At 66.3% G+C, this 12,300-nt stretch carries 12 protein-coding genes and 1 tRNA gene; 5 read left to right on the top strand and 8 right to left on the bottom strand.

Features of this window, described 5'->3' with window-relative positions:
* The first annotated feature begins 2 nt into the window (after positions 1-2).
* The 4 genes from AC07Z7_RS10990 to AC07Z7_RS10975 all read left to right on the top strand — a co-directional run bounded on the left by AC07Z7_RS10990 (position 3) and on the right by AC07Z7_RS10975 (position 3,981).
* On the top strand, positions 3-1,046 hold the full coding sequence (locus AC07Z7_RS10990) for a type IV pilus twitching motility protein PilT (protein ID WP_094289314.1): 1,044 nt from the start codon (positions 3-5) through the stop codon (positions 1,044-1,046).
* Between the two features lie 57 nt (positions 1,047-1,103).
* Entirely contained in the window at positions 1,104-1,739 is a 636-nt protein-coding gene (locus AC07Z7_RS10985; protein WP_063459228.1) for a cyclic nucleotide-binding domain-containing protein, read from the top strand.
* Positions 1,740-1,815: 76 nt separating this feature from the next.
* On the top strand, positions 1,816-2,952 hold the full coding sequence (locus tag AC07Z7_RS10980; RefSeq protein ID WP_094289316.1) for a PilT/PilU family type 4a pilus ATPase: 1,137 nt from the start codon (positions 1,816-1,818) through the stop codon (positions 2,950-2,952).
* A 114-nt stretch (positions 2,953-3,066) separates the two neighbouring features.
* Positions 3,067-3,981 (top strand): NAD(P)-dependent oxidoreductase, encoded by a 915-nt coding sequence (locus tag AC07Z7_RS10975; protein ID WP_494766241.1) that lies wholly within the window; start codon positions 3,067-3,069, stop codon positions 3,979-3,981.
* Positions 3,982-4,187: 206 nt separating this feature from the next.
* On the opposite strand, the gene AC07Z7_RS10970 is transcribed toward AC07Z7_RS10975, so the two are convergent.
* The 3 genes from AC07Z7_RS10970 to AC07Z7_RS10960 all read right to left on the bottom strand — a co-directional run bounded on the left by AC07Z7_RS10970 (position 4,188) and on the right by AC07Z7_RS10960 (position 5,992).
* Entirely contained in the window at positions 4,188-4,853 is a 666-nt protein-coding gene (locus AC07Z7_RS10970) for a BON domain-containing protein (protein WP_063459225.1), read from the bottom strand.
* On the bottom strand, positions 4,853-5,452 hold the full coding sequence (locus AC07Z7_RS10965; RefSeq protein ID WP_094289322.1) for an SIS domain-containing protein: 600 nt from the start codon (positions 5,450-5,452) through the stop codon (positions 4,853-4,855). Before AC07Z7_RS10965 ends, AC07Z7_RS10970 begins: the two co-directional genes overlap by 1 nt.
* Positions 5,453-5,560: 108 nt before the next feature.
* Positions 5,561-5,992 (bottom strand): YraN family protein, encoded by a 432-nt coding sequence (locus AC07Z7_RS10960; RefSeq protein ID WP_094289324.1) that lies wholly within the window; start codon positions 5,990-5,992, stop codon positions 5,561-5,563.
* On the opposite strand from AC07Z7_RS10960, the gene rsmI reads away from it, so the two are divergent.
* Complete coding sequence (rsmI, locus tag AC07Z7_RS10955; RefSeq protein ID WP_494766240.1) at positions 5,992-6,945, top strand: 16S rRNA (cytidine(1402)-2'-O)-methyltransferase; 954 nt, start codon at positions 5,992-5,994, stop codon at positions 6,943-6,945. The two genes, AC07Z7_RS10960 and rsmI, sit on opposite strands and share 1 nt — an antisense overlap.
* A gap of 156 nt (positions 6,946-7,101) precedes the next feature.
* Here rsmI and AC07Z7_RS10950 read toward each other — a convergent pair whose 3' ends face one another.
* From AC07Z7_RS10950 to AC07Z7_RS10930, 5 genes are all read right to left on the bottom strand, one after another.
* The gene (locus AC07Z7_RS10950) at positions 7,102-8,355 is read right to left on the bottom strand and encodes an Hsp70 family protein (protein WP_494766239.1); all 1,254 of its coding nucleotides are present in this window, start codon (positions 8,353-8,355) and stop codon (positions 7,102-7,104) included.
* Between the two features lie 197 nt (positions 8,356-8,552).
* Positions 8,553-8,628: transfer RNA gene (locus AC07Z7_RS10945), tRNA-Phe, on the bottom strand.
* A 52-nt stretch (positions 8,629-8,680) separates the two neighbouring features.
* Positions 8,681-9,364, bottom strand: coding sequence for a response regulator (locus AC07Z7_RS10940; protein WP_094289365.1), 684 nt, complete (start codon positions 9,362-9,364; stop codon positions 8,681-8,683).
* Between the two features lie 45 nt (positions 9,365-9,409).
* Positions 9,410-11,704, bottom strand: coding sequence for a sensor histidine kinase (locus AC07Z7_RS10935; protein ID WP_494766238.1), 2,295 nt, complete (start codon positions 11,702-11,704; stop codon positions 9,410-9,412).
* Entirely contained in the window at positions 11,701-12,300 is a 600-nt protein-coding gene (locus AC07Z7_RS10930; protein ID WP_494766271.1) for a DUF4390 domain-containing protein, read from the bottom strand. The genes AC07Z7_RS10935 and AC07Z7_RS10930 overlap by 4 nt, the downstream gene beginning before the upstream one ends.

Raw genomic sequence — 12,300 nt, 5'->3', positions numbered from 1 at the left:
CCGTGGACATCACCCAACTGCTCGCGTTCAGCGTCAAGAACAAGGCCTCCGACCTGCACCTCTCCGCTGGTCTGCCGCCCATGATCCGGGTCCACGGCGACGTACGGCGCATCAACGTCGATGCTCTGGACCACAAGACAGTGCACGCCATGGTGTACGACATCATGAGCGACTCGCAGCGCAAGACGTACGAAGAATTCCTGGAGGTGGACTTCTCGTTCGAAATCGAGGGCTTGGCCCGTTTTCGCGTCAACGCCTTCAACCAGAACCGGGGCGCGGCCGCTGTGTTCCGGACGATTCCGAGCAAGATCCTGACGCTGGAGCAGCTCAACGCCCCCAAGATCTTTGGCGACCTGGCCCTGAAGCCACGGGGCCTGGTGCTGGTGACTGGCCCCACGGGCTCAGGCAAGTCCACCACGCTGGCCGCCATGGTCAACTACCTCAACGAATCCGAATACGGCCACATCCTCACGGTGGAAGACCCGATCGAGTTCGTGCACGAGTCCAAGAAGTGCCTGATCAACCAGCGCGAAGTGGGGCCGATGACGCTGTCGTTCGCGGCGGCCCTGAAGTCTGCGTTGCGCGAAGACCCGGACGCCATTCTGGTGGGCGAAATGCGCGACCTCGAAACCATCCGCCTGGCCATGACGGCGGCGGAAACGGGCCACTTGGTGTTCGGCACGCTGCACACGTCCAGCGCCGCCAAGACCATCGACCGGATCATCGACGTGTTCCCCGCCGAGGAAAAGGAAATGGTCCGCGCGATGTTGTCCGAATCGCTGCAGGCCGTGATCTCGCAGACGCTGTGCAAGACCAAGGACGGCTCGGGCCGCGTGGCTGCGCACGAGATCATGCTGGGCACCAGCGCCATCCGCAACCTGATCCGCGAAGCCAAGGTGGCGCAGATGTATTCCACCATCCAGACCAGCAACAGCGTGGGCATGCAGACGCTGGACCAGAACCTGACGGACCTCGTCCGGCGCAACATCATCAGCCCGGCCGAGGCGCGCGCCAAGGCCAAGATCCCCGAGAATTTCCCTGGCTGATCCGCGCCCATCCATGTACCTTGCGACCCCACCAACGGCCGCATACCGGAGCACCGTATGAAAGGCATTCTGAGCCTTCTGAAAATGAAAACCCGCAGCGGCAAGACGGGGGACGACAACACGGATTCCGTGCTGTTCTCCACCGCGTTTGCGGGCCAGGGCGTGGACGATTCGATGCTGGTGCCCTGGGAGGCCCGCGCCGTCGAAGTGGGTGCCAAGCGCCTGCCCACCAGCCGCGGCGGCAAGCTGCTGCAGGGCCTGTGGGCCAAGGACAAGTACATGGCGCACCTGGACAAGGACGCCGTGGAGCGCATGGAGCGCTTCTTCGAATTTGCCGCCATCCCATCCAATCGCGACGTGATCCGCCAGGACGAGTACGGCAACTTCATGGTGGTGCTGCTCACCGGCACCATTGCAGTGGACCGGGTTCAGCCCTGGGGCGAGCAGCTGCGCCTGGCCGAGACCCGCCCCGGCGACATCCTGGGCGAGATGTCGCTGCTGGACAGCGGCATCCGCTTTTCGGCCTGCACCACACTCACCGACTGCGAGATCGCGGTGCTCTCCGCCGAGGCCATGGACGACATGATGAGCAAGGACCCGCAGCTTGCTGCCAGCCTGATTGCTCTGCTGGCCCGCAAGCTGTCGCTGCGCCTGCGCGTGGTGAGTGCCCGCCTCAGCGACAACCAGAAGTGATGCAGGTGATGCAACAACCCAAGACCCAGACCCATGAGCGTCCGACAGACGACGACCACCCCCGGGAGAAATTCTGATGGAACGCGATCAGGCCAGTAAATTCATCAACGACCTGCTCAAGCTGATGGTCAGCCGCAATGGCAGCGACTTGTTCATCACGGCAGAGTTTCCACCGGCCATCAAGGTCGATGGCAAGGTGACCAAGGTGTCGCCACAACCGCTCACACCCACCCACACGCTCACGCTGGCGCGCTCTGTGATGAGCGACAAGCAGGTGGCCGACTTTGAACGCACCAAGGAGTGCAATTTCGCCATCTCGCCCGCCGGCATCGGCCGCTTCCGCGTCAACGCCTTTGTCCAGCAGGGCCGGGTTGGCATGGTGCTGCGGACGATCCCGCTCACGCTGCCCACCATCGATGGCCTGGGTGTGCCGCAGGTGCTCAAGGAAGTGACGATGACCAAGCGCGGCCTGTGCATCCTGGTGGGTGCCACGGGCTCGGGCAAGTCCACCACGCTGGCCGCGATGGTGGACTGGCGCAACGAGAACTCGTTCGGCCACATCATCACGGTGGAAGACCCGGTGGAGTTCGTCCACCCGCACAAGAACTGCGTGGTGACGCAGCGCGAAGTGGGCCTGGACACCGACAGCTGGGAAGCGGCGCTGAAGAACACGCTGCGCCAGGCGCCCGATGTGATCCTGATGGGCGAAATCCGCGACCGCGAGACCATGGAACACGCCGTGGCCTTTGCCGAAACCGGTCACTTGTGCCTGGCCACGCTGCACGCCAACAGCGCCAACCAGGCGCTGGACCGGATCATCAACTTCTTCCCCGAAGAACGCCGCGCGCAGTTGCTGATGGACCTGTCGCTCAACCTGCGAGCCATGGTGTCGCAACGGCTGATCCCCAAGCAGGACGGCAAGGGCCGTGCGGCTGCGGTGGAGGTCATGCTCAACACGCCGCTGATCTCCGATTTGATCTTCAAGGGCGAGGTCTCCGAGATCAAGGAGATCATGAAAAAGAGCCGCAACCTGGGCATGCAGACCTTCGACCAGGCGCTGTTCGACCTGTACGAGGCCAATGTGATCAGCTACGAAGACGCTCTGCGCAACGCCGACTCGCTCAACGATCTGCGCCTGCAGATCAAGCTCAACAGCCAACGCGCCAAGTCCCCCGACCTGGCCCAGGGCACCGAGCACTTTGCGATTGTCTGACCGGGGCTGCCGCGACTCTCAGGGCCCGTCGCCCCCTGCTTCACCCCCTTTTCGCCCGCCCTCTTGGGCGGGTTTTCATTTCCACGAACCCGTTAACCCTTCTCCGCTACCGCCATGCCAAGCACCAATCCCCGCACCTACGACGCCACCCCTTCCCGCAAGGTCGCCTTCCTGGGCCTGGGGGTGATGGGCTACCCCATGGCCGGGCACCTCGCCCTGGCCGGACATGAAGTGACGGTGTACAACCGCACCGCTACTAAATCAGTAGCATGGTGTACAGAATACGCAGGCGCAAAGGCCCCAAAACATGCCGCAACGCCGCGCGAGGCGGCTGCGGGCGCCGACATCGTGTTCTGCTGCGTGGGCAACGACAACGACCTGCGCTCGGTGACCCTGGGAGCCGATGGTGCATTTGCGGGCATGCAGCCCGGCGCCATCTTTGTGGACCACACCACGGCCTCGGCCGAGGTGGCGCGCGAGCTGTACGCGGCTGCCAAGGCGCAAGGCCTGCAGTTCGTCGATGCGCCTGTCTCGGGCGGCCAGGCAGGTGCGCAAAACGGCCAGCTCACGGTGATGTGTGGTGGCGACGCCGCCGCTTTTGATGCGGCCCAGCCCGTGGCCATGGCGTTTTCGCGCGCCTTCACGCTGCTGGGCGAGAGCGGATCGGGGCAGCTGGCCAAGATGGTCAACCAGATCTGCATTGCCGGGCTGGTGCAGGGCCTGTCCGAAGCCGTGGCCTTTGGCCAGAACGCGGGGCTGGACATGAAGCAGGTGCTGGACGTGATCGGCAAGGGCGCCGCCCAGAGCTGGCAGATGGACAACCGGGGCAAGACCATGGTGGACGGCAAGTTCGACTTCGGCTTTGCCGTGGACTGGATGCGCAAGGACCTGGGCCTGGTACTCGACGAGGCCAAGCGCAACGGCTCGCGCCTGCCGGTGACGGCGCTGGTGGACCAGTTCTATGCCGATGTGCAGCAGATGGGCGGCAACCGCTGGGATACCTCCAGCCTGATCAAGCGGTTGAAGTAAGAAGCCCCCCTGAGGCGCTTCGCGCCATCCCCCCAAAAGGGGGACGCCCTCAGCGCGGCGGGGCGGCCCTTGCGCGGGGGCACGGGCACTGGTCACGCCAGTTTCATGGTGCAGCGCGCAATGCGAAGCCTCAAGAAAAAAGTCCCGAACCACGCTACGCGGTTCGGGACTTTGGCGTTGGAGTCAGATGTTGTCGCCCTCAGCCCTCAGCCTCCTGCAGGCTGGGTGTCCGTCGTCACCGGCGCGGGCTGGGGCGCGATGCGGCGCAGCTCTTCTTCCGACACGATCTCGAACACGCGCACCACCTTGCGCACATCGCTCACGCCGCGTGCGATCTCGGTGGCGCGGTTGGCTTCGCGCTGCGACACCCGGCCCATCAGGTACACGATGTTGCGCTCGGTCACCACCTTGAAGGAGTTGGCCGAGATGTCCTGCGCATCCACCAGGCTGGCGCGCACCTTGCCGGTGATGAAGGTGTCGTTGGAGCGCTGGCCCAGCGTGGTGTTTGGCATCACGGCTAGGTCGTTCACCACCGAACGGGTGTTCTCCACCTGCGAGACGATCTGCTCCACGGTCTGGCGGTCCTGGGCATTGGGCACCTCGCCGGTCAGCAGCGCCTGGCGGTTGTAGCTGGTCACGTTGACGTGGACGCGGTCGCCCAGGGTTTCGCGGATGCGGTTGGCCGCACGCAGCTCGATGCCTTCGTCTTCGATCTGGGTGCCGGTGGTGCGGCGGTCCACGGCCATCACGCCGCCCACCACAGCACCACCCACGATCAGCGGGGCGCAGGCCGACAGGCCTGCGGCCAGCGCAGCGGCGGCCAGCACCGTGCACACGGTGCGGCGGGTACGGGTCAGGGTTGGGTTGTTCATCACGGAATCTCCTGTTCACCAAGTAACTGGGCATCCACGCCGTCGCACAGGCAGTGCAGCGCCAGGGCATGGACTTCACGCACGCGCGCAGCGCGGTCGTGGGGCACGCTGATCAGTACGTCGGTCTCGCGCAGCAAGGCGGCCAACTTGCCGCCGGTGCGGCCGGTCAGCACCACCACGGTCATGTCGCGCTCATGAGCGGCTTCGGTGGCGGCCAGCAGGTTGGCGTCGTTGCCGGTGACCGACAGGGCCAACAGCACATCGCCCGCCTGGCCCAGCGCCCGCACCTGGCGGGCAAACTGCTGGGCCGCATCCTGGCTGGCCGCTGCGGCAGCCGTCAGCAAGGTGCTGTCGGCGGTCAGCGCCAGGGCGGCCAGCTCCGGCCGCTCCCGCTCAAAACCAGCTACACAGAAGGCGGCAAACTGCTGGGCTTCGGCAGCCGAGGCCCCATTGCCACAGGCCAGCACCTTGCCGCCGCTGGTCACGCAGGCGAGCACGGCCTGCACGGCGGCAGCGATGGGGTGGCTGAGGGCTTGCGCGGCCTGGTACTTCAGGTCGGCGCTGTCGATGAAATGCTGTTGGATGCGTTGCTCAAGCATGAGGGCCCGATGATACCCGCCGCGTGTTACAGCTTTTGTAGCAAACCGTAGCCACCTGCATGGCTCTGGGGCATAAAACCCTGCGCGGCGGTCAGGCCCGGATGCGCGCTACTGCGCATCAAACGCGGCCTGGAGCCACGACACCGATGCGCCTTGCACCAGCACCACATCAAACCGGCAAGGCGGCGGCGATGGCAGGCGCATCAGATACTGCCGCGCCGCAAACACGATGCGCTGCTGCTTGGTGGCGCTGATGCTGGCCCCGGCGCCGCCAAAGGCCTGGCTGCTGCGGCTGCGCACCTCCACAAACACCAGCGTGCCATCCCGCGCGCGCATCACCAGGTCAATCTCGCCCCCGCCGCGCCCGGGCGTCCGATAATTGCGCACCACCAGCTGCAGGCCCGCCGCCTGCAGGTGGGCCAGGGCCTGGTCTTCGGCCGCATTGCCCCGATCCCGAGTCGTGGCGGCTGGGGTGGTCGCAGCGGCTTGGGCAACCCGGCCTGGTGCGCTGTCCGCTTGTCTTTTTTCAAGGAATTTCATTGAGCGCCTCTTTCGCTTCAGCCCTGGGCGCCGCACGCGATGCAGCGGCTGCGCAGCATTATCCCGAGGGCGCGCTGTACGTCGTGGCCACGCCCATCGGCAACCTCGCCGACATCACGCTGCGCGCGCTGCATGTGCTGCAGCTGGCCGACACCGTGGCCTGCGAGGACACGCGCCACACCCAGGCGCTGCTGCGCGCCTACGGCATCGACAAAGGCGCAGCCCAGCTGCTGGCCGTGCACCAGCACAACGAGGCCGAGGCCGCACAAGCCGTGGTGCAGCGGCTGCAGCAAGGCCAGCGGGTGGCCTATGTGAGCGATGCAGGCACCCCGGGCGTGAGCGACCCTGGCGCCCGCCTGGTGGCGGCCGTGCACGCTGCGGGCCGGCGCGCCCTGCCCCTGCCAGGCGCCAGCAGCATCACCACGGCCCTCAGTGCGGCCGGTGCCGTGGCCCACAGTGCCGAACATGGCGGTTTTGTGTTTGCCGGTTTTCTGCCCGTGAAGAATGCGGAGCGCGCCAGCGTGATTGCGCAACAGCTGGCCGCCGAGCCCCGCTGCGTGGTGCTGCTCGAAGCCCCCCATCGCATTGGCGAACTGGCCCAGGCCCTGGCCGTGCTGGGCACGCGGCCCGTGACACTGGCGCGCGAGCTGACCAAGCAGTTTGAAGAAATCACCACCCAGCCCGCCCAGGCCCTGACGGCCTGGCTGGATGGCTCGCCCCAGCGCTCGCGCGGCGAATTCGTGGTGCTGCTGCACCCCGTGCCCGTGGCGGGCAACGACGGCGAAAGCCTGCGGGTGCTGCGCCTGCTGCTGGCCGAGTTGCCGCTGAAAAGCGCTGTGCGCCTGGCGGCCGACATCACCGGCGCGTCGCGCAATGTGCTGTATGACACGGCCCTGGCGTGGAAGCGCGACGGATCGAACGGCACCGACGCCGAATCCGACGCAGCCGACTGAACCCAACCTCCGGTGTCGGCGGTCGCGGCGGTCGCGGCGCCAAAAAATCTTGGTCAAAATGGCCGTCTCCGCGCGACCATTATGCCTTGATAGCTATCTATTTGATAGCAATTAACCCACCAACAATCCCGCAGCCAAAGCCCCGCCGCAGGGGCCTCAGCCCGACACCGCAAGGCCCGCCGCCACACCACCAAACAGATCGCCTTCGACCTGTGGCGTGCTCGGGAAGGCGGCCTTCAGCGCCTGCCGCAACGGCCGCAGCGCCGACGAGCCCCCCGTGAGGTAAATCGCTTCCAGCCCCTGCCCGGCCAGCCCGGCGCTGCGCACACAGTCCTGTGCGCAGGCCACCACCTGCGCTAGCGGCTGTTCCAGGAACTGCGCCAACCCCTGCGACGTCACCGCCGCCGCCAAGTCCGACTCGATCCAGTCCAGCGGCATGAGCGCATCGGCGTCCGACAGTGAGGCAGCAATCTTGGCCTGTTCCACCGTGTTGGCCAGGCGGTGGCCCAGGCGCTCGTTCAGCACCCACATCAGCCGCCCATGCAGGCGCGCGTCGGCATAGTCGGTGCGCAGGTTCTGCGCGTCGCGCAGGGCCCGGGGCGCATACAGCCACTGGATCAGGTGCCAGGTGGACAGGTCGAAGAACACCCGGCTCGGCACCTCGCGCCCCGTGGGCCCGGTGTGGCGAAAGCCCAGCAGCGGCATGAGCAGGTCCAGGCTCAGGCGGCGGTCAAAGTCCGTGCCGCCGATGTGCACACCCGTGGTGGCCAGCACATCCGCGCTGCGGTCTGCGCGGGCCATGCGCTCGGGGCCCAGGCGCACCACGGTGAAGTCCGACGTGCCCCCGCCAATGTCCACCACCAGCACCAGCGACTCGTGCGCAATGCGCTGCTCGTAGTCCAGCGCCGCCGCAATGGGCTCGAACTGGAACGACACGTTCTCGAAGCCCGCCCCCAGCGCCGCCTGGCGCAGTGCGTCTTCGGCCTGCTGGTCGCGCTCGGCATCGCCGTCCACAAAATGCACGGGGCGACCCATCACCACACGCGCAGGGAGGCCGCCCAGCTCTTCGCGGGCCTTCTGCGCCAGCATGCGCAGGAACAGGCTGATGATGTCCTGGTAGCTCACCATCTTGTTGTGCACGGCCGTCTTGTCCTGCAGCAGCGCGCTGCCCAGCAGGCTCTTGAGCGAGCGCATCAGGCGCCCCTCGGTACCAGCCAGGTACTGCCCCACGGCATCGCGCCCAAAGTGCGTGCTGTGGTCCTCGCCATTGAAGAACAGCGCCGTCGGCAGCGTGTGCGCCGCCCCCTCCAGCGCAATCATCCGCGCAGGGCCCGCGCCTTGTCGCACCGCCATGGCGGAATTGGAAGTGCCAAAGTCGATACCGAGGGTGGTGTCGTGCAGAAGGGGCATGGGAAACGTGCGGGAGATACTGAAGGGAGAACGCGATGCGGCGGACCAGGCCGTCCGCCATGTCTGCGCAGCGAAGGCAACACCGGCCCGATGGCAGGCGACACAAGGAAAAGAGGCCTGCGCCCACCACCGGCACCGTCATGGCGATGCGTGAAATTGAAAAAGCCCTTGATTCTTTCAAATCAAGGGCTTTTGTTTGGTGGCCTGGGGCGGAATCGAACCACCGACACAAGGATTTTCAATCCTCTGCTCTACCGACTGAGCTACCGGGCCTGAGCCTCAAATTATAGCCAGAAAATTGGAGGCTTTTGGAAGTTTGCAGAAATTAATTCCGCTTGCCCCGGCCCAGGTCCACGCCCAGCTGGCGCAGCTTGCGGTACAGGTGGGTGCGCTCCAGGCCGGTCTTCTCGGCCACGCGGGTCATGGAGCCGCCTTCGCGGGCGAGGTGAAACTCGAAGTAGGCCTTCTCGAAGCCATCGCGCGCCTCGCGCAAGGGGCGGTCCAGGTCGAAGCCCTGGTGGGCATGGGGGCCGGCGTCCACACCGGCCATGGCGGTCGCAACGGCGGGCATCTGTGCAAAGGTGGGGTCGGCCGGTGCAGCGGCGGGTGCCTGGGCCGCAGCCACGGGGGCGGCCTGGTGGGCGGCGTTGCGGGCCAGGCCCTGCTCCACGGCCTTCAGGAGCTTTTGCAGGGTGATGGGTTTTTCGAGGAACGAGAACGCCCCGATGCGGGTGGCTTCTACAGCGGTGTCGATGGTGGCGTGGCCGCTCATCATGATCACGGGCATGGTGAGCACGCCTGCGGTCGCCCACTCTTTGAGCAGCGAGACGCCGTCGGTGTCGGGCATCCAGATGTCCAGCAGCACCAGGTCGTAGCTGTTGCCAGCGCGGGCGCTTCGGGCCTGGGTCGCATTTTCTGCGAGGTCTACGCTGTGACCTTCGTCGTTCAGGATTTCCGACAACAGATCACGAATGCCGAGCTCATCATCGACCACCAGAATGTTTGCCATGTGTGTTGAAGCGCCTTGGGGAGGGACTGCGGGGCGGTGTTGTTATCACGCCACCGCTGGTACAGGGGCGAATGATAACGACACTTGGGCCCCGCGCACCACGCCGTCTTCGGTGCGGTTGGACAGGTCGATGCGCGCACCGTGCTCATCTGCGATCTTTTTCACCACGGCCAGACCCAGGCCGGTGCCCCGGGGTTTGGTGGTGACATAGGGCTCGAAGGCGCGCTGCAGGATGTGGGCCGGAAACCCCCCGCCGCTGTCCGTCACGGTGAGCCGCACACGCCGCGAGGACTCGCTCCAGCGGGTGCTGATGCGCACCGGTTGCAGCGCCGCCTCGGCGGCATCGGTACGTGCCTGCTCGGTAGCGTCCTGCGCGTTTTGCAGCAGGTTGTGCACCACCTGGCGCAGCTGCTGCGCGTCACCGGCAATCCAGGGGCAGCGCGGGTCCAGCTCAGCTTCTACAGGGACGGTGGCGTTTTCTTCGCCATACAAATGCAGCACATCGGCCACCAGGGCATTGAGGTCCAGCGCGTGCAGTTCTGCTGCGGGCAGGCGGGCGTAGTCGCGGAACTCGTTGACCAGCCGCTTCATGGCATCGACCTGGTCCACGATGGTCTTGACGGACTTGGCGAGGATGGCCTGTTCGGGCCCGGGCAGCTTGCCCGAGAGCTTCATTTCCAGCCGCTCGGCCGACAGCTGGATGGGGGTCAGGGGGTTCTTGATTTCGTGAGCCAGGCGCCGCGCGACCTCGCCCCATGCCTGCGCTCGCTGGGCAGAAACGATTTCAGAAATGTCGTCAAAAACCAACAGTCGGGTCGAGTCGGGCAGCTCCGCACCCCGCGCGACGAGGCTGGTAGCGTGTTGCCCGGCCCCGCCCGCCGAGGCGTGCAGCTCAAACGGCTGTTGCCAGTGGTCCAGGCCATGGCGTTCATGGTCGCCCAGAAAGGCGTCGAAATGCCGCTGGACCGCAGCAGCAAACTCGGCAAGGCCCGGCACCTCCGACAGCGGGCGGCCTTCGAACGCGGCCATGGGCGCACGCAAGATGCGGGTGGCGCCGGGGTTGGAAGAATGGATCAGCCCCTGGGCATCGAGCACGATGACCCCGGCCGTGAGGTTGTCCAAGATGGTCTGCAGGTTGGCGCGGGCGGCATCCACCTCACCCATGCTTTGCTCTACCGCCTGGCGCGCGTCTGCCAACTGCTGGGTCATGAGCGCAAACGAGCGCGTGAGGCCGCCCAGCTCGTCCTTGCCCTGCAACGCTGCCTTGGGGCTGAGGTTGCCAGCGGCCACCTCGCGCACGCCTTCAGCCAGCACCAGCAGGGGCCGCACCAGCTGGTTGCCCAGCAGCACGGCCAGCAGCACGGCGCCAAACACTGCGAGGAACAGGCTCAGCGTGAGCGTGCCCACATACATGCGCCGCAAGCCGCCGCGCGCCAGTGCGCGCTCCTGGTACTCACGGTTGGCCTCCTGCACCGCAATCGCGTTGGCCACCAGAGCGGGCGGCAGCGGCAGCGTGGCCTGCAGGTAACGGGGTTCCACCAGCAGCCCCACGCTGGGGCTGGCCACCAGCGCCAGCACTTTCACGCGTGCGTTCTGGGCGGCCGCCGGATCGGCGATGTCATCCAGCCCTTCGATCTGCGCCGTGGCGCGCTGCTGGCGCACGGTGCGCAGCAACGATGCGCCCGGCCGCTCGGGGTTGAGGCTGAAGCGCGACTGCCCGGCACTGGCCACGGCCTGGCCTGCTGCGTTCCAGAGCACCACGTCGGTGGCGCCTAGCTGGTCGCGGATGCGCTCCAACACCAGACCCGCTGTGGCGTCGGGCACCTGGGCCACCTGGGTGCTGGCATTGCGGGTTTTGGCCGCCATGTCGGCGGCCAGCGAATCCAGCGACACCCGGGCCAGGCTGACCCCGGCCGAGAGCGCCCCCTCCACCTTCACGTCGAACCAGCTTTCGATCGAGCGGGTGACGAACTGGTAGGACACCACATAGATCAGCAACCCCGGCATGAGCCCGACCACCGCAAAGATCGCGGCCAGCTTGACCAGCAAGCGGCTGCCGAACCGCCCTTTGCGTAGCCGCATGCCCAACCGCACGGCCACCCAGACCAGCACGCCCAGCAGCAGCAGGGCCACAAACACATTCACGCCAAACAGCCAGGCGTAGTTGCGTTCATAGAGCACCCGGTTGTTGGTGGCCAGGGTCAGCAGGAACATCAGCACCATGCCGATTGCCGACATGATGGCCGCCCCCACACCCACGGCCCAGCGCACGGCCCGGGACTGGCGCGCGGTGGTGTGCGTGGACGGCGGTGCGCCCGCCGGGGTGTCGCCTGTGCTCACCTGGCCGGCTCCGCACCCAGGCGCTGGCTGCGGGACACCAGCAGGTTCCAGCCCGATCGCCCCACGGCGCCGATCTGGAAGGGACGGGGCAGCTGGGACATGTCGAGCCGGAAACGGAAGTTGACCGTGTGCACGGCATCGGCCTCGATCACATCACGTTCTGCAATCTTCCAGCGCGAAAATCGCTGAATGGACGCCATCGCCTCATCGTAACTGTCAAAATTCTGCCCCAGAACCACCCCCAGGCCGCTGTTGGTGAAGGGCACGGCAGAGATGTTGAGGCGCCAGCGGCGGGTCAGCGGCTGGTAGCTCAACCGGAAGTAGCGCGTGGTTTCGGCCACAAGGCGGTCGGACCAGTACCAGCGGTCGCGCAGCACCTGCGCATCGGCCACAAAAAACATCGGGATGCCTTTGTAGAGCGCATCTTCGGCCAGATCTGGCAGGTCAAACTGGAGGTTGGCCCCGAGGTAGAGGCCGTCTTCGGCGCGCTCCAGGCGCAGCTCGCCCACTTCGGCATTGGCGGCCTGGGCGGCCGTGGCGGGGGGGGCCAGCAGCCCGCCCCACAGGCACAGCGACAAAACTGCGGCGCAAAACAG

The organism is Acidovorax sp. GW101-11A03 (assembly GCF_059424825.1).
The sequence above is the reverse complement of the archived record's forward strand: the minus strand, read 5'-3'. Positions and strand labels throughout refer to the sequence as shown.

Bases quoted from the DNA above. Each gene is read 5' to 3' on its own strand.
- AC07Z7_RS10985 (WP_063459228.1), top strand. From the start codon at position 1,104: ATGAAAGGCATTCTGAGCCTTCTGAAAATGAAAACCCGCAGCGGCAAG.
- AC07Z7_RS10980 (WP_094289316.1), top strand. From the start codon at position 1,816: ATGGAACGCGATCAGGCCAGTAAATTCATCAACGACCTGCTCAAGCTG.
- AC07Z7_RS10975 (WP_494766241.1), top strand. From the start codon at position 3,067: ATGCCAAGCACCAATCCCCGCACCTACGACGCCACCCCTTCCCGCAAG.
- AC07Z7_RS10970 (WP_063459225.1), bottom strand. From the start codon at position 4,853: ATGAACAACCCAACCCTGACCCGTACCCGCCGCACCGTGTGCACGGTG.
- AC07Z7_RS10965 (WP_094289322.1), bottom strand. From the start codon at position 5,452: ATGCTTGAGCAACGCATCCAACAGCATTTCATCGACAGCGCCGACCTG.
- AC07Z7_RS10960 (WP_094289324.1), bottom strand. From the start codon at position 5,992: ATGAAATTCCTTGAAAAAAGACAAGCGGACAGCGCACCAGGCCGGGTT.
- AC07Z7_RS10950 (WP_494766239.1), bottom strand. From the start codon at position 8,355: ATGCCCCTTCTGCACGACACCACCCTCGGTATCGACTTTGGCACTTCC.
- AC07Z7_RS10940 (WP_094289365.1), bottom strand. From the start codon at position 9,364: ATGGCAAACATTCTGGTGGTCGATGATGAGCTCGGCATTCGTGATCTG.